Source organism: Microbacterium sp. No. 7 (genome assembly GCF_001314225.1).
GTDB lineage: Bacteria > Actinomycetota > Actinomycetes > Actinomycetales > Microbacteriaceae > Microbacterium.
Genome location: NZ_CP012697.1, coordinates 4,561,330 through 4,577,676, shown reverse-complemented (window position 1 = coordinate 4,577,676; position 16,347 = coordinate 4,561,330). Strand labels below are relative to the sequence as shown.

At 71.7% G+C, this 16,347-nt stretch carries 13 protein-coding genes; 10 read left to right on the top strand and 3 right to left on the bottom strand.

Features of this window, described 5'->3' with window-relative positions; all coding sequences use genetic code 11:
- The first annotated feature begins 3 nt into the window (after nt 1-3).
- From AOA12_RS21095 to AOA12_RS21070, 6 genes are read left to right on the top strand one after another with little or no spacing between them, the layout of a single operon-like run.
- Nucleotides 4-660 (top strand): ABC transporter ATP-binding protein, encoded by a 657-nt coding sequence (locus tag AOA12_RS21095; RefSeq protein WP_197281010.1) that lies wholly within the window; start codon nt 4-6, stop codon nt 658-660.
- On the top strand, nt 657-1,406 hold the full coding sequence (locus tag AOA12_RS21090) for an ABC transporter ATP-binding protein (protein WP_054686703.1): 750 nt from the start codon (nt 657-659) through the stop codon (nt 1,404-1,406). The genes AOA12_RS21095 and AOA12_RS21090 overlap by 4 nt, the downstream gene beginning before the upstream one ends.
- A 60-nt stretch (nt 1,407-1,466) precedes the next feature.
- Nucleotides 1,467-2,648, top strand: a complete 1,182-nt coding sequence (locus tag AOA12_RS21085) for an ABC transporter substrate-binding protein (RefSeq protein WP_054686702.1) — start codon at nt 1,467-1,469, stop codon at nt 2,646-2,648.
- A gap of 44 nt (nt 2,649-2,692) precedes the next feature.
- Complete coding sequence (locus AOA12_RS21080) at nt 2,693-4,639, top strand: ABC transporter permease (protein ID WP_054686701.1); 1,947 nt, start codon at nt 2,693-2,695, stop codon at nt 4,637-4,639.
- Between the two features lie 52 nt (nt 4,640-4,691).
- On the top strand, nt 4,692-6,146 hold the full coding sequence (locus tag AOA12_RS21075; protein ID WP_054686700.1) for an amidohydrolase: 1,455 nt from the start codon (nt 4,692-4,694) through the stop codon (nt 6,144-6,146).
- On the top strand, nt 6,146-6,967 hold the full coding sequence (locus tag AOA12_RS21070) for an SDR family NAD(P)-dependent oxidoreductase (protein WP_054686699.1): 822 nt from the start codon (nt 6,146-6,148) through the stop codon (nt 6,965-6,967). The genes AOA12_RS21075 and AOA12_RS21070 overlap by 1 nt, the downstream gene beginning before the upstream one ends.
- 36 nt (nt 6,968-7,003) lie before the next feature.
- Here the strand turns inward: AOA12_RS21070 and AOA12_RS21065 are convergent, their stop codons facing one another.
- From AOA12_RS21065 to AOA12_RS21055, 3 genes are all read right to left on the bottom strand, one after another.
- Nucleotides 7,004-8,635, bottom strand: a complete 1,632-nt coding sequence (locus tag AOA12_RS21065; RefSeq protein WP_054686698.1) for an AMP-binding protein — start codon at nt 8,633-8,635, stop codon at nt 7,004-7,006.
- Nucleotides 8,636-8,688: 53 nt separating this feature from the next.
- The gene (locus AOA12_RS21060) at nt 8,689-10,086 is read right to left on the bottom strand and encodes an MFS transporter (RefSeq protein WP_082406442.1); all 1,398 of its coding nucleotides are present in this window, start codon (nt 10,084-10,086) and stop codon (nt 8,689-8,691) included.
- A gap of 164 nt (nt 10,087-10,250) precedes the next feature.
- Nucleotides 10,251-11,096 carry a helix-turn-helix transcriptional regulator gene (locus AOA12_RS21055; RefSeq protein ID WP_082406441.1) on the bottom strand — a complete coding sequence of 282 codons (846 nt, stop codon included), beginning with the start codon at nt 11,094-11,096 and terminating at the stop codon, nt 10,251-10,253.
- A 177-nt stretch (nt 11,097-11,273) separates the two neighbouring features.
- Here AOA12_RS21055 and AOA12_RS21050 point away from each other — a divergent pair, with 177 nt between their 5' ends.
- The 4 genes from AOA12_RS21050 to AOA12_RS21035 all read left to right on the top strand — a co-directional run bounded on the left by AOA12_RS21050 (nt 11,274) and on the right by AOA12_RS21035 (nt 16,262).
- Complete coding sequence (locus AOA12_RS21050) at nt 11,274-11,990, top strand: DUF1361 domain-containing protein (protein ID WP_054686696.1); 717 nt, start codon at nt 11,274-11,276, stop codon at nt 11,988-11,990.
- A gap of 92 nt (nt 11,991-12,082) precedes the next feature.
- Complete coding sequence (locus AOA12_RS21045) at nt 12,083-12,436, top strand: VOC family protein (RefSeq protein ID WP_054686695.1); 354 nt, start codon at nt 12,083-12,085, stop codon at nt 12,434-12,436.
- Nucleotides 12,437-12,640: 204 nt separating this feature from the next.
- Nucleotides 12,641-14,797, top strand: a complete 2,157-nt coding sequence (gene malQ / locus AOA12_RS21040; RefSeq protein WP_054686694.1) for a 4-alpha-glucanotransferase — start codon at nt 12,641-12,643, stop codon at nt 14,795-14,797.
- Nucleotides 14,798-14,939: 142 nt separating this feature from the next.
- Entirely contained in the window at nt 14,940-16,262 is a 1,323-nt protein-coding gene (locus tag AOA12_RS21035; protein WP_054686693.1) for a GAF domain-containing protein, read from the top strand.
- Nucleotides 16,263-16,347 lie beyond the last annotated feature (85 nt).

The window sequence follows — 16,347 nt, the reverse complement described above, 5'->3', positions numbered from 1 at the left end:
CCGGTGCTCGAGGACGTCAGCATCGACGTCGGAGTCGGCGAGGTGGTCGCGGTGCTCGGGCCGAACGGCGCGGGAAAGTCGACGCTGCTGCGCACGATCTCGGGCCTGCTCGCCGCGCGGACGGGTTCGATCGAGTTGGACGGCGAGGAGCTGAACGGGCTGCCGCCGCACCGGATCGCCCGCCGCGGGATCGCGCACGTGGTCGAGAGCCGGGGGATCCTGCCGAACCTCTCCGTGCGCGACAACCTCCTGCTCGGCTCCTTCCTGCGCGCGGAGAAGACCAGCGCGCAGGACGACATCGACAGGGCGCTGGAATACTTCCCGTGGATGGGATCGAGGCTCTCCGAGCCGGGCGGTCGCCTCTCGGGCGGGCAGCAGCAGATGCTCGCCCTCGCGCGTGCGCTGCTCGGCGACCCGTCGGTGCTGCTGCTCGACGAGCCCTCCCTCGGCTTGGCGCCGATGGTGATCGACGAACTGTTCGAGACCATCGCGCGACTCGCCACGGCGGATCGTGCCGTCCTCATCGTGGAGCAGCAGATCAAGCGCTGCCTCGGACTCGCGAACAGGGCGTACGTGCTGCGCCGCGGCCGGGTCGTCCTCGAAGACTCATCCGCAGCGCTCCTCGCCGATCGACGGCTCGAACAGGTGTACATGTCATGACGAACGGAACCTCGACCATGGAACGGGCCAAAGCGGGCGCAGCGCAGGAGCCCATCCTCCGCGTGCGGGCCCTCGATGTGCAGTTCGGCTCCTTCAAAGCGCTCACAGGGTTCGAGCTGGACGCCTGGCCCGGCGAGGTCGTCGGCGTCATCGGGCCGAACGGCGCGGGCAAGTCGACACTCGTCAACACGCTCGCGGGGGTGATCGCCCCCACACGCGGCGAGGTGGCGCTGCAGGGGCGGACGCTGAATCGCCTGTCGGCGCCGCGGCGCGCCCGTGCCGGTCTCGTGCGCACCTTTCAGACCGCTGAACTGTTCGGGAGCCTGACCGTCGGCACCAACATCGGACTCGCACGCCGTGGCGACGACCGGGGGCTGCAGGACGAGGTGGTGGAGGCCCTCGGTCTGGGACCGCTCGTCGACGTCCTCTGCGACGGCCTCAGCGGCGGTGGACGCAAGCTCGTGGAGCTCGCTCGTGCGATCGCGGGCGAACCCCGGGTGCTGATCCTGGACGAGCCGGTGGCCGGCGTGCCTGCGCACGATCGGATGATCGTGCTGGACCTGATCCGCCGCTACGCGGAGAGGAGCGGCTCCTGCGTGCTCCTGATCGAGCACGACATGGAGTTCGTGAGCAGCATCTGCGAATGGATCTATGTCATGAGCGCGGGTGAGCTCATCTCGCAGGGCACCTGGGGAACGGTCAGCAGCGATCCCGTCGTGCTCAGCGCCTACCTCGGCCACGGCTGACATCGTTCCGGCTCGAAGACGAGACACGGAACACGACTTGCAAGACGAAAGGACTTCATCATGATCAAGAAAGCATGGGCACGGACGGCGTTCGCCGCAGCCGCGACCGTCGTCGTCGGATCCACGCTGGCGGGATGCAGCGGTGCCGCGGAGAACGGCGGCGGTGAGGCGGGAGGAACGCTGATCCTCGGCGTGTCGACTCCGGCGACGGGGCCGGCGGCCCCCGGCGCGATCGTCGCCGACGCCATCCAGTGCTATTTCGAGAACCGCAACGAGAACGGTGGGATCGAGGGCTACACGGTCGACGTGCGTCCCGTCGACAACCAGAGCACCGTGACCGGCGGGGCCAACGCCGCCAGGCAACTGCTCGGAGCGGACCCGTTCGCGGTCACGGTGCTCACCGCGCCGGGCTTCGCCGGCGCGCAGTCGGTGCTTGCCGCGACCCCCGACGTGCCGGTGCTCGTGCTGTCCAACGGCGCGTCGGTGAAGAAGGCTGCGGCGCCGAACTTCTTCGGCATCGCGCCGGACTACGAGACCGAGGCTGCCGCGAGCGTGAGCCTGATGGTCGCGCAGGGGCATGAGAAGATCGCGCTGGTCTACGACACGACGATCGCTCCGGGCGCTCCGGAGCGCTCCGAGTCGGCCGCCGAGGACGCGGGGGCCGAGCTCACGACGGTCATCGAGTCTCCGGCCGGAACGACCAACTTCGTGCCGGTCATCGAGCAGCTGCGGACCTCCGGCGCCGACGCCGCCGTGCTCATCCTGACGATGGCGAACGTGGCGGGCATCATGCAGGCAGCGGATCAGGGGCAGCTCGACATGCCGATGATCACCTACGAGAACAGCCTCGATCCGCAGCTGATCTCGCTCGGCGGCCAGTCGGTGGAGGGTCTCTACGTCACCGGCATGATGCCGCTGCTCGACGAGGAGTCGCCCGCTGTGGAGGAGTTCGCCACGGTGATGGGCGACTGCAAGCCGGAGTCGATCGCGTCGCTCTCGCTCTTCGGATGGAACGCGGGGGCCATCATCGAGGAGGGCATCCGCGCGGCCGTGCAGGACGGCGGCGAAGCGACACGGGAGAGCTTCATGGAGGCGCTTCGTGGTCTGGGCGGAAAGCAGATCGGGCTGGTGAAGAGCCTGGGCTGGAGCACGGACAGCACCTACTCGCTCGACGCGGGCGACACCGCCATCTTCAACTACTACGTCGTGAAGGACGGGGCGTTCCAGAGGGTGGAGCGATAACGGCGCCGTCCCCGGTTCCGACACGGAAGGGAACATCTCACATCATGTGGGCCATCATCTGCAGCGGGCTCATCGCCGGCGGCGCGTACATCGCCATCGCGCTGGGCGTGGTGCTCAGCCATCGGTTCGCGCACGTGCTCAATTTCGCCCAGGGGGCGATCGCCACACTCTGCGCGTACCTGGCCTGGCAGGTCGTGCATACCGGGATCTCCATCTGGGTGGCCGGTCTCGTCGCGATCCTCTCGGGGACGGTGATCTCGCTCGCGATGGGCGTGGTCATAACCCGCTACCTCGCGGATGCGTCCGAGCTCATCACCGGTCTCGTCACGCTCGGCCCCACGCTGGCGATCATCGGCATCGTGGGTGCCGTGTGGGGGCCGGTGCCCAAGGGCATCGACGCGCCGGAGCTGCTCGCAGGATCGGTGTCGATCCTCGGTGCCCGTGTGGGCAGGTTCGACCTTGTCTTCCTGGTCGTGATCCTGCTCATCGTCGGCGCGCTCGCGTTCCTGCTGCAGCGCACTCGCGCCGGGCTCGCGCTGCGCGCGGTGTCCGACGACCCCGCGACGGCCGCCGTGAACGGCATCAACGTCGCGACCATCGAGCGCCTCGTCTGGGGCTTCACCGGAGCGCTCGCGGGGCTCGCCGGAGTCGGCATCAGCATCTCGAAGCACCTGGATCCGCACTACCTGACCAGCTTCCTCATCGTCGCGTTCACCGCCGTCGTGCTGGGCGGCATGGGGTCGCTCGGGGGGCTGGTGGTCGGCTCTCTCGTCTACGGGGTCATCGTGTCGCTCGTGTCGTACTACATCGGCGGGCAGTGGATCGCCGTGACCTCGCTCGTGATCCTGTCGCTCGTGTACCTGCTGCGTCCGCACGGTCTCCTGGGGCGCAAGAAGGTGACGGTGGCGACGAAGCTCCCCACCCAGCCGGGGAAGATGGCGAGATCGCGCTGGATCGGAGCGATCGTCGCCCAGTCGTCGAGGAGAAGCCGTCTGCTGCCGGGCGGCAGGAGAGGGCGGCTGATCGCCGCCTCCGTCGCGGGAGTCGGAGTGCTCGTCGTCGTCATCCTCGTGCCGCAGATCGTCGGTGGGACGACGGTGTTCGTCCTTGCCGGGATGATGGCGATGATCATCGCCGTCGCCGGGCAGAACGTGGCATCCGGGCTCGCCGAGCGATTCTCTCTGGCGCAGGGCGGATTCATGCTGGTCGGCGGGTACAGTGCGGCGCTGCTCATCAGCAGGGCGGGGTGGCCACCGCTGCTGACCCTCCTCACCGCGATACCGATCGGTCTGCTCCTGGGGGCCGCGCTCGGCGCGAGCGTCACGCGGCTCTCCGGAACCTATCTCGCGATCGTCACCCTGCAGTTCACCCTGGCCATGCCCGAGCTGGCGCGCAACCTGCCGGCGCTCACCGGCGGCGAGACCGGCGCGAGCCTGCCACCGCTCCAGATCGGCGACCTCATGCTGGTGGCCCCGACTCCGATGTGGTACGCGTCGTTCGCGATCGCAGTGATCTGCCTGACGCTGCTCGCGTGGTTCGGGAGGGCCCGCGTCGGGCAGAGGATCCGCGCGATCCGCGACTCGCCCCTCGGCGCGGAGTCGATCGGGATGAGCGCTCTGCGGCTGCGGATCCTTGCGATGGCCGTCTGCGGGGCGGCCGGAACGATCGCCGGCGTCCTCTCCGCGATGCAGGTCGGCATCGTGACCCCGGACTCGTTCGGGCTGTGGACGAGCGTCTACCTGCTGCTGGGTGCGGCGATCGCGGGACGCGACTCCCTGGTGGTGGGCCCGATCGTCGGCGGCGCGTTCATCGTGCTGCTCCCGTTCGCACTCAACACGACCGGCGGGATGGCCGAGCTGATCTTCGGGCTGGCCGCCACGGTGGTGCTCATCCTGAGACAGGTGCTCGCTCAGGCGAGGATGCTCGCCGCCAGCGGCGACGCGGCTCCCGGGGTGCTCGACGCCCCCGAGGACCGTCTGGTTCGCGCCTAGCGGGCGCCGGCGGCCCGGTGGGCGAACCGGACGAGACGAACAGAGGAAGAGGATGTACGAGATCGAAGAGATCGAGGCGCTCGTCGGAGCGCGGAGCGCGGAGTTCCTGGAGTACTCGGACAGAGTCTGGGACCGGCCCGAACTGCGGTGGGAGGAGCACACCGCGGTTGCGGCTCAGATCGAGCTGGCGCGGGCGGCCGGGTTCCGGGTGACGGAGGAAGTCGGCGGCATCCCCACCGCCTTCTACGCCGAAGCCGGAGCAGGGGGCCCGGTCATCGCCATCCTGGGCGAGTACGACGCCTTGGCCGGGCTCAGCCAGGCGGCCGACGTCCCGCGACCGCAGCCGGCGCCGGGCAACGAGTCCGGCAACGGGCAGGGCTGCGGACACAACCTGCTGGGAGCGGGCGGGCTCCTCGCGGCCGTCTCGATCGCCGAGCTTCTCCGCACGCAAGGGCTGCCCGGGCGTGTTCGCTACTACGGCTGTCCTGCGGAGGAAGGCGACGGCGGGAAGACCTTCATGGTCGCGCGCGGCGCGTTCTCCGACGTCGACATCGCCCTCACCTGGCATCCGGGCATCACCACCCGTGTGATCGACAACCCGTTGCTCGCCGTGTTCCACGCCCGATTCCGCTTCGAGGGCAGGGCCAGCCACGCCTCGATCTCCCCGCAGCTCGGGCGCAGTGCTCTGGATGCGGTCGAGCTGATGAACGTCGGGTCCAACTATCTGCGAGAGCACATGCCGGATGACGCTCGACTGCACTACGCGATCACCGACTCCGGCGGTCTGTCGCCCAACGTGGTGCAGCGCACCGCCGAGGTCTACTACTCCGTACGCTCTCCGCGGGGACGCGACGCCAGAGAACTCTTCGAGCGTGTTCAGAGGGTCGCCGACGGCGCGGCGCTGATGACCGACACCGCAGTGCGGATGACGCTCAGCGGCGCCTATTCGGAAGTGCTGCACAACCGCACCCTGGAGGGAAGGCTGCAGCAGATCCTGGAACACGTCGGCGGCGTGCCGTTCGACGACGCCGACCGTGCCCTCGCCGCGAGCTTCGCGACCACGTTCACCCGGGAGGACATGGAGTCCGGCAGCCGTAGCTTCGGCGGCACGGTGGCGGTCGAGGGGCCGCTTCATGAGGGTGTGATCCCGGAGAATCCGCGTCCCCCCGTCCGCCACGGCTCCACCGACGTCGGGGATGTGAGCTGGGTGACGCCCACCGCCCAGTTCTATTCGGCGTGCTGGGCGTACGGGACGCCGAACCACTCCTGGCAGGCGGTGGCGCAAGGCAAGTCCTCGTACGCGCACAAGGGCGTGACGCATGCGGCGACCGTGCTCACGGCCCTGGCCATCGACCTGTTCACCGACGGCGACCTGCGCCAGAAGGTCGTCGCGGAGCACGAGTCGAAGCTGGACGAGCGACCGTACGAGTCGCCCTATGGCCCCGAGGTGGTCCCGCCGCCCTTGCGTGCGGAGTGGACCGGATCGAACGCCGGAGGGAACCACTGATGTCGGATCGGCGCGCGGCCGATCCCGGAAAGAAGGAGAACCGGATGCTGCTGGACGGGAAGAGGCTCATCGTGGTCGGAGGCGCCAGCGGCGCCGGAGCGGCGGCCGTCAGGGCGTATGCGGCGGAGGGGGCGCAGGTCGCGTGCCTCGACATCAACGAGGATCTCGGACGGAAGGTCGTCGCCGGTCTCGGCTCGGGCGCGGGATTCTTCCGGTGCGATGTGACGCAGAAGGAGATCGTGGATGAGGCCATCGACGCGGCTGTCGCGTCGATGGGCGGGCTCGACGGTGTGCTGAGCACCGCCGGCATCCGGCATGAGGTGGCCGCCGCCGACCTCACCGTCGAGGAGTGGGAGCGCATGTTCCGCAGCCACGTGCTCGGAACCGTCCTCGTGAACCAGGCGACGTTCCGGCACCTCAAGGAACGCGGCGGGAAGATCATCAACTGCGGCTCCGGGGTGACCCTGCGTGGGCAGGTGCACGGTTCGCAATCCGGGGACGCGCACTACGGCGCCGCGAAGGCGGCGGTGATGGTGTGGACCAAGGGCATCGCGCAGGAGTGGGGCAGGTACGGCATCACGGCGAACACGGTCTCGCTGTCGATGGACACCCCGATGTCGCAGCAGATGCTCGCGGACATGTCGCCGGCGGACCGCGCCAGGTTCGAGGAACTGCTGAGGACGGTGCTTCCGCTCGGTGGCAAGCTCGGCGACGCGGACCGCGACTTCGCCCCGGTGGCGGTCTTCATGGCGAGCGACATGAGCCGGTTCATCAGCGGACAGGTGATCGCGGTGAACGGCGGCCTGTACATGTTCGGCTGACGGAGGACCGACCGAGCGTCACCTCGCCGGGATCGCCTACGGGTTCGTCGCGAGGGCGCGCGCCGCCTCCGGCGCCCGCAGGTCGAACTTGCGCACCTTGCCCGTGGCGGTGTGCGGGAGCGCGGTCAGGAAGACGAACTCGTCGGGCACCTTGAAGGCCGCGAGCAGGCTGCGGGCGTGGATGCGCAGCTCGTCGGCATCCACCTCGTGGCCCTCGCGCAGCACGACGAACGCGATCGGGCGCTCGCCCCACTTCGGGTCGGGCCGTCCCACGACCGCGGCCTCGAGCACGGCGTCGTGCGACACGATCACCTGCTCCACCTCGACGGTCGAGATGTTCTCGCCGCCCGAGATCACGATGTCCTTCGCGCGGTCCTTGAGCTCGATGTAGCGGTCGGGATGCATGACGCCGAGGTCGCCCGTGTGGAACCAGCCGCCCCGGAACGCCTCGCGGGTCGCGCGGCTGTCGCGGAAGTACTCGAGCATCACGTTGTTGCCGCGCAGCACGATCTCGCCGAGCGTCACGCCGTCGGCCGGCACGTCGCGCATGTGCTCGTCGACGACCCGCGCCGACTCCGCCTGCACCATCCCCACGCCCTGTCGTGCGAGCAGCCGCGCGCGCTCCTGCGCGTCGAGCCCGTCCCACGCGGGCTGGTGCTCGCAGATCGTGAACGGGCCGTACACCTCGGTCAGGCCGTACACGTGCACGACCGTGACGCCCAGCGCCTCGAGCGCGCCGATGATCGTGGGCGACGGCGGCGCCCCGGCGGTCGTGATGCGCAGCGGGCGCTCGGTGACGTGGGCCGACGGCGACGACGCGAGCATCGTGCACACCGTCGGCGCACCGCACAGGTGCGTGACGCCCGCCTCGTCGACGAGGCTCCAGATGCGCTCGGCGCGCACGGCCCGCAGGGCGACGTGGGTCGCCCCGGCCGCCGTCACCGCCCACGGGGTGCACCAGCCGTTGCAGTGGAACATCGGCAGCGTCCACAGGTACACCGACGAGCTCGTGAACTGGTTGTGGAACACCTCGCCCATCGCGTTGAGGTACGCGCCGCGGTGCGTGTACACGACGCCCTTGGGCTTGCCCGTCGTGCCCGACGTGTAGTTGATGGAGATCGGCAGCCGCTCGTCGGCGACGTGCCAGCTCACCGGCTCGTCGATGTCGTGCGCGCGGGCGAGGAACTCCTCGTACGCGACCTGCCCCGCCGCGACGTGCCCGCCGGGGTGCCCGTACTGTGGATCCGGCACCTCGACGACCTCCTCGATCGTCGCGACGGTCGACGAGAGGTCGCCGAGAGAGGCGAGCAGCTCGGCGTCCACGACGAGGATCCGCGCGCCCGAGTGCAGCAGGATGTACTCGATCTCGGCCCGGCTCAGCCTCGTGTTGATCGCGACGAGCACGCCGCCGGCGAGCGGCACGGCGAAGTGCCCGATGAGCATCTCCGGCGTGTTCGGCAGTAGGTAGGCGACGCGGTCGCCCGGCTCGATGAGCGACGCGAACACGCGTGCCAGCTCCTCGGCCTCGCTCGCGAACCGCCGGTACGTGTACGACCGGTCGCCGTAGAGGATCGCGTCCTTGTCGGGGAACACCTCCGCCGAGCGCTGCAGGAAGCGCAGCGGCGTGAGCGGCTCGTCGTTCGCGGCGGCGGGTGCGGGCAGGGTCATCTCGGGCTCCTTGCTTCTGGTCGGCGAGTCGGGTCGGCGGCTCTGGTGCGCGGTCACGCGCGGGCGTCGTCGACGACGGGGGATGCCGCGGCATCCGCTCGCGCGACTCCGGCGAAGACCTCGGCGTGCGGCGTCGAGTCGAGCGCCGTGCCGCGGGTCTCGCGCAGCGCGAGGGTGCAGACCACGCTGAGCACCGCGACGCCGGCGAGCAGCAGGCCGACGCCGAAGCCGCCGTGCTCGGGCACGAGCGCGGCCGCGACGAGCGGCGTGACGCCGCCGCCGACGAGCGCAGCGAGGTTGTACGCCATGCCCGCGCCCGTGTACCGGTAGCGCGTGTCGAACAGCTCGGGCAGGTACGAGCCGACGGGCCCGTACGAGCCGCCGACGATGAACATCGTGACCGACAGGCCGATCGCGAACGCGCCGAGCGTTCCGACGTCGAGCACGGGGAACAGCACGAGCGCCCACGGCACGGCGATGATCACCGACGTGAGGATGACGGGCTTGCGGCCGAACCGGTCGGAGAGGATGCCGGCGAGCAGTGTGCCCACGGCGAACATCGTCGCGCCGACGATGCCGATCGCGAGCACGTCGACGCGGGCGAGGCCGAGCGTCGCGGTGCCGTAGCTCGTGAGGAACGCGGTCGAGATGTAGAAGAACGCGAACAGCAGCGTGGCGGCGCCTCCGGCCAGCAGGATCTCGCGCGGCTGGCGGCGCACCGACTCCCACAGCGGCAGGCGCTTCGGCGCGGCCTGCGCCGACTGGCGCTCCTGCTCGCGGCGGAAGACGGGCGTCTCCTCGATCTTGAGCCGGATGTACAGGCCGATCAGCACGAGGGCGGCGCTGAACAGGAACGGCACGCGCCACGCGAAGCCGAGGAACGCCTCGGACTGGTCGCCGAGCGTGACGTTGGTGATGAGGAAGGTCAGGCTCGCGAGCGCGAAGCCGAGCGACGGCCCGAGCTGCGGGAACGCCGCCCACAGGCCGCGCCGGTGCGCGGGCGCGTACTCGGTCGCCATGAGCGCGGCGCCCGCCCATTCGCCGCCCACCGCGATGCCCTGCAGGAACCGCAGCGTGACGAGGATGATCGGCGCGGCGACGCCGAGCACGCTCGCGTCGGGGAGGATGCCGACGAGGAAGGTCGCCCCGCCCATGATGAGCAGCGTCGCGACGAGCGTGCGCTTGCGGCCCAGCCGGTCGCCGTAGTGGCCGAACAGCAGCGCGCCGAACGGGCGGGCGACGAACGCGACGGCGAAGGTCGCGAACGAGGCGACCGTGCCCGCGGCGGTGCCGAGCGCCGGGAAGAACACGGCGGGGAAGACGAGCGCGGCCGCCGTGCCGTAGATGATGAAGTCGTAGAACTCGATCACGCTGCCGATGGTGCTGGCCGCGGCGACGCGGCCCATCGACGTGCGCGAGGGCGGTGCGGAGGGTGTGGTTCGGGTGGACATCGCGTCTCCTTCGACGAGGTGTGCGCGGAGGTCTCCGCGGCCTGCGGAAGATGCTCACACGCGCTCTGTGCGGGAGCACACCCCCCGACGGGGGTAGTCGTCGGTGCGACGGCCGCACGGCGACCGCGCGATGGCGGTGGTGGCGACCGCGGTGCCGGTGCCGGTCAGGGCAGCAGGTGCAGCCGGCGGGCGGTCGCGACCGCCTCGTGCCGGGAGTGCGCGCCGAGCTTGACCATGATGGTCTGCATGTAGCTCTTGACCGTGCCCGGCTGCAGCGAGAGGCGCCGCGCGACCTCGGGATACGTGCAGCCGAGCGCCACCTGCGACAGCACGTCCGACTCGCGCGGGCTCAGCGCCGGCGCGTGCGCGGCGGGCGTGCCCATGAGCTGCGACCCGATCTGCAGGATGCGCGCCGAGAGGTCCTCGTCGTCGGTCGCGCGGGCCAGCGCGACCAGCTCGCCGTAGGCGACGCGGATCGCCTCCCGGGCGTCGTGGTCGCCCTCCGCGGCCGCGGGCTCGGTGCCGCGCAGCAGCGCGACGCGCCGGTCGACCTCGTCCCGCACGCGCAGCTCGGCGCCGATCATGCGGCTGCCGCGCAGCAGGTCGTCGGCCACGCCGTCGCCGAGCGACGCGTCGCTGCGGGTCGCCGCATAGAGCACGGCGCGCGGCACCCCGTCGACCTGCACCGGCACGGCCGCCATCGCACGCAGGCCCTCGCGTCGCACCGCCTCGTCGTGCTGATGCGAGATCGACGGCTCCGAGATGTAGTCGGGCACCCGGGTGGGCCGCCCGTGCGCCACGGCGCGCCCTCCGACGCCCTCCCCGAGGCGCACGAACAGATGGTCGAGGCTGTCGGTCGAGGTGCCCACGAGCTCGGTGATCGTGAACGATCCGGTCTCGACGAGTCCCGCCATGAGCACGTTGATGGGGGAGTGCTCGGCGAGACGCCGCAGCAGCGCGCGCAGCAACGCGCGGTCGTTGGGCCGGTTCACATCGGCGTGTCCGGGCATTCGTCACCCCCTTGGTGCGACTGCGATGCAGCTGCGCGAAACGTAGCAGCGCAGCCGGGGCCGGGGCACCCCCCATCGGGGGGTAGTGGGCGATCCGCCGGGGCGGCGCTGTTCCGCCCCGGGCCTGGCTGTTCCGCTCGGTGCCGCTCTGCGGCGCCGCCGGGCTACCCTCGACGGATGGCCGTTCTGACTGCGCTCGCGTGCGTCGTGCTGCTCAACGTGTACGCGGGGGTCCTCATCGTGCTGCGCTCCACGGTGTACCGGGTGCCGCTCTACCGCCCCATGCTCGTCAACATCGGCCTCTCGTTCCTGCCCGTCGTACTCGCGGCCGGCGCGATCGCGGGGCTGCTGCTCATCACGCCGTACCTCACGCACCTGCCGGCGACCCCGGCATCCGTCCTCGTGTGGGTCTACGTCGGCATCGGCACGCTCGTGTGGCTGCTGTTCTTCCCGAACTCCGTCTATCTCATCACCGAGCTCAACTTCAGCCATCGGGTCGAGGACAGCCCCGTGCCGCTCTGGTACGACATCGTGCAGACCCTCGCGCTCACGATCTCGGGCATCGCGAACGCGATCGCGAGCCTCGCCGCCGTGCAGACGTCGCTCATCGTCCTCGTCGTGGACCCCTCCGACCGGGGCGTGCCGGCCGGCAGCTGGGTCTTCGCCGGCGTCGTGCTCGTGCTCGGCGCCGTCGGCGTGTACCTCGGCCGGTACCTGCGGTTCAACAGCTGGGACGTGCGGCATCCGCCGAGCATGGTCCGCAAGCTGGCCACGCACTTCCGCCAGCGCGGCAAGGCCCTCGAGGCCGGCGCGTTCGTCGCGAGCCACGCGGTGCTCGTCGCTCTCGTCTACGTGCCGGTGTACGTGCTCGCGTACGCCGAGTCGGGGGCCTGAGCGCCCGCGGGGTTTCTCACGTCGCCGCGCGCCGCACCGCGGCATCCGGCCGGAGTAGCTTCGGCGTGAGAAGACCTCGAAAGGAGCCGCGCATGCCGGAGAACCAGGTGAGAATGATCGTGCTGTCGACGGACGATCTCGATGCGTCGATCGCGTTCTACACGGGGACGCTCGGCTTTCCGCTCAAGTTCCGCGACGGCAACCACTTCGCGGCGCTCGACGGCGGGACCGTGACCCTCGCGCTCGCGACCGCGATCGACCACCCGATCCCCGGGCAGGTCGTCGTCGGCATCAAGACGGACGACGTGGATGCCGTGGCCGCCGCGCTCGACGCCGCGGGCGGCGGCATCGCCAAGGGCCCCTACGACGACGCCCACGAGCGCCGCGCCGTCGGCTACGACAGCCAGGGCAACGGCCTCGTCCTCTACAAGCCCATCCAGCGCTGACGCCCCGCCGCTCCACCCTGCGCCCCCATCCCGCCGTCGCCGAGAGTGCATCTCGGCCCCGAGAGTGCATCTGCGCGCCGAGAATGCGGATGTCGCGTGCAGTCTCGGCCCCCAGATGCACTCTCGCGGGCAATGAGGTGCCAGCGTCCGGGGCGGCGGGACGGGCTGGCGCCTGGCAGGATTGACCCGACGAAAGGGAGCACGATGAGCGCGGCATCCACGACGCACGACGAGCAGCCGACCCCCGCGCTGATCGCGCTCGCCGAGGCCTACGGCGTCTCGGCGGAGTACTGGTCGTTCTACGGCGAACGCGTGCGCGTGCCCGCGTCGACGCTGCGCGCCGTGCTCGACGCGCTGGGCGTGGATGCCGGCACTCCCGAGCTCATCGACGCGGCCCTCGCCGACGCGACCGACGCCCCGTGGCGCGAGCTGCTGCCGCCGTCGCTCGTGACCCGCGCGGGCGAGCGTCCGCTCACGGCGCACGTGCACGACGGCCACGACGTGCATCTGTCCATCGCGCTGGAGGACGGGCAGTGGGTCGACCTGCCGGTGCCCGGCCAGCGGCCCGAGACGCGCGACCTCGACGGCATCCGGGTATGGCGCCTCGAGATCCCGCTGCCCGCCGACCTGCCGCTCGGCTGGCACACCGTGCACGCGTGGGAGCGCCGGGGCGAGGAGGCGGGGCGCACCGCATCGGCCACGCTCGTGATCGCGCCCGACCGGCTGCCCGAACCGCCCTCGCGCCCCGAGAAGCACGGTCGCGGCTGGGGCCTCATGGCCCAGCTCTACTCCGTGCGCTCGGCACGGTCGTGGGGCCTCGGCGACCTGGCCGACCTGGCCGACCTGGCCGCCGTCGCGGGCGAGCGCGGCGCCGACTTCGTGCTCGTCAACCCCGTGCACGCCGCCGAGGTCACGGCCCCGATCGAGCCGTCGCCCTATCTGCCGACGACGCGGCGCTTCCTCGCACCGCTGTACGTGCGGCCCGAGGACATCCGAGAGGTCGCCTATCTCGGTCCCGCGCATCGCGCGCTCGTCGCGCGGGCGCGCAAGGCCGTCGCGAGCGCGAACACCGACGCCGCGCATCTCGACCGCGACGCCACCTGGACCGCCAAGCGCGCCGCGCTCGAGGTCATCCACGGCGCACCCCGCAGTCGTGCCCGGCAGGCGGAGTTCGACGCCTTCGTCGCGCGCGAGGGGCAGCCCCTGCGCGACTTCGCGCTGTGGTGCGCCCTCGAGGAGCACTTCGAGGGCGAGGACCGGCCCGACGAGACGCGTGACATCGGCTCGCCGCTCGTCGAGCGGCTGCGCGAGGAGCTCGCCGAGACCGTCGACTTCCACGTGTGGCTGCAGTGGATCGTCGACCAGCAGGCCGAGCGCGCGCAGGCCGCCGCGCTCGCCGCGGGCATGCGCATCGGGGTCATGCACGACCTCGCCGTGGGCGTGCACCCGCTGGGATCGGATGCCTGGTCGCTGGCCGGCATGTACGCGCACGGCCTCACGGTGGGCGCCCCGCCCGACATGTACAACCAGCAGGGGCAGGACTGGAGCCAGCCGCCCTGGCATCCGCACGCCCTCGCCAAGGTCGGCTACGCGCCCGTGCGCGACATGCTGCGCACCCTGCTGCGGCACGCCGGGGCCCTGCGGATCGACCACGTGATCGGGCTCTTCCGGCTGTGGTGCATCCCGGCGGGATACGGTCCCGCGGCGGGCACCTTCGTCAACTACGACCACCGGGCCATGCTCGGCGTGCTCGCCCTCGAGGCCCTGCGCGCGGGCGCTGTGATCATCGGCGAAGACCTCGGCACGGTCGAGCCGTGGGTGCGCGACGAGCTCAGCGCCCGCGGCATCCTCGGCACGTCGGTGCTGTGGTTCGAGCACGGCGACGACGGTCCGCTCGCGCCCGAGCACTACCGGCGCGACGTGCTCGCGACCGTCAACACGCACGACCTGCCGCCGACCGCGGGATACCTCGCCGACGAGCACGTCGCCCTGCGCGACCGGCTCGGGCTGCTGGAGCAGTCGGTCGACGAGGCGCTCGCCGATGCGGCGCGCGAGCGCGGGGCCATGCTCGACCTGCTGCGGCGGCGCGGCCTGCTCTCCGCCGACGCGGGGGAGCAGGAGGTCATCGAGGCGCTGCACCGCCTCATCGCGCAGACGCCGTCGCGTCTCGTGGGCGTCGCGCTCGTGGACGCCGTGGGCGAGCGCCGCACGCAGAACCAGCCCGGCACGTATCGCGAGTACCCCAACTGGCAGGTGCCGCTCGCGGGCCCCGACGGCGCCGCCGTGCTCGTGGAGGACCTCGCAGGCAACGCCCGCTTCCTCTCGCTGACGGCCGCCGTGGACGGCGCGCTGCGCGGCTGAGCCCCGGCATCCCGTTGCCGCCGCCTCGCGGGATTCTCCGAGGCCTGCGAGCACGTGAGCGGCCCCTCGCGCGCGCGACCCGTGGTGCGGTGCGGCGCGCCGACCTAGACTGTCAGGCACACGCCGGCCGATCGGAGCCTGCATGTCGTCACCGTGGATGCCACGGCGCGGGGTCTCGCCCGAGACGTCGCGCCTGCTCGTCGCGCGCGCCCACGACGAGCTCGTCGCCGGCAACCTCGCCGATCCGCGCCTGCGCGACGTGCGCCCGCTCGTGCGCGACTCCTGGCGCCGCGCGGTCGACGCCTTCGTGGGCGCCGAGGCCTCGCCGCCCGTCGCGCTGACGCCCGAGCAGCTCGAGGAGTACCGCCGCCGGCATCCGCTCGCGGACGTCATGGACATGATCCGCGGCCTGCTCATCCCGGGCACGCCCAGCGAGTCGGGCGTCGTCGTCGCGGTCGGCGACGCCTCGGGCCGCCTGCTGTGGGTCGAGGGCGATCGCGAGCTGCGCGCACGGGCGGGCGAGATGGGCTTCGTCCCCGGCACCGACTGGTCGGAGGACGCCGTGGGCACGACCGCGCCGGGCACCGCGCTGCGCCTCGACCGGTCGGTGCAGATCCGCGGCGCCGAGCACTTCAACCGGCACGTGCAGCCGTGGTCGTGCACCGCGGCGCCCGTGCACGACCCCGAGACCCGGCGCCTGCTCGGCGTCATCGACGTCACCGGCGACGAGCAGGCCGTGACGCCGCAGGCCCAGCTGCTCGTGGATGCCACCGCCCGCGCCGTCGAGGGGGAGCTGCTGCTCGCGCGGCTGCGGGCCCGCGCCGAGACGCCGCCCGCCCCCCGTGCGTCGCGCCGCCCCGTCGTGACGCGTGCGACGCTGCGCGTGCTCGGCCGCGACCGGGCGCTGCTCGAGGTCGCCGGCGACGGCGCCGAGCGGACCACCGAGGTGAGCCTGCGGCACGCCGAGCTGCTGCTCATGCTCGCGGTGCACCGGCAGGGCGTCTCGGCCGAGCGGCTCGGCGAGCTCGTGTACGGGGATGCCGAGGCATCCGTCACGCTGCGGGCCGAGATCGTGCGGCTGCGCAAGACGCTGCAGCGCCACGCCCCCGAGCTCGTGCCGCAGTCGCGGCCGTATCGCATCGACGCCGAGCTCGACACCGACGCGCACCAGGTGCTGTCGCTGCTCGGCCGCGGGGCGCACCGCGTCGCGCTCGCCGCCTACCGCGGCGACGTGCTGCCCGACTCCGTGGCGCCGGGCGTCGAGGAGTTCCGCGACACGGTGCGCACGACCCTGCGCGAGGCGCTGCTCGCCGAGGCCTCGGTCGACGTGCTGCTCGCCTACACCGACACCGACGCGGGGGCCGACGACGAGGAGGCGCTGCGCCTCGCACTGTCGATGCTGCCGGCCCGCTCGCCCAAGCGCTCCGGCCTCGTCACCCGCCTGGAGCGGCTCGACGAGGAGTGACCGCGCCTCGCAACCGCGTGCAACGTTGCGGAGCGTAGCCTGACGACACGCCCGGCGCCGACGCCGCGCGTCCCATGCAACGTCG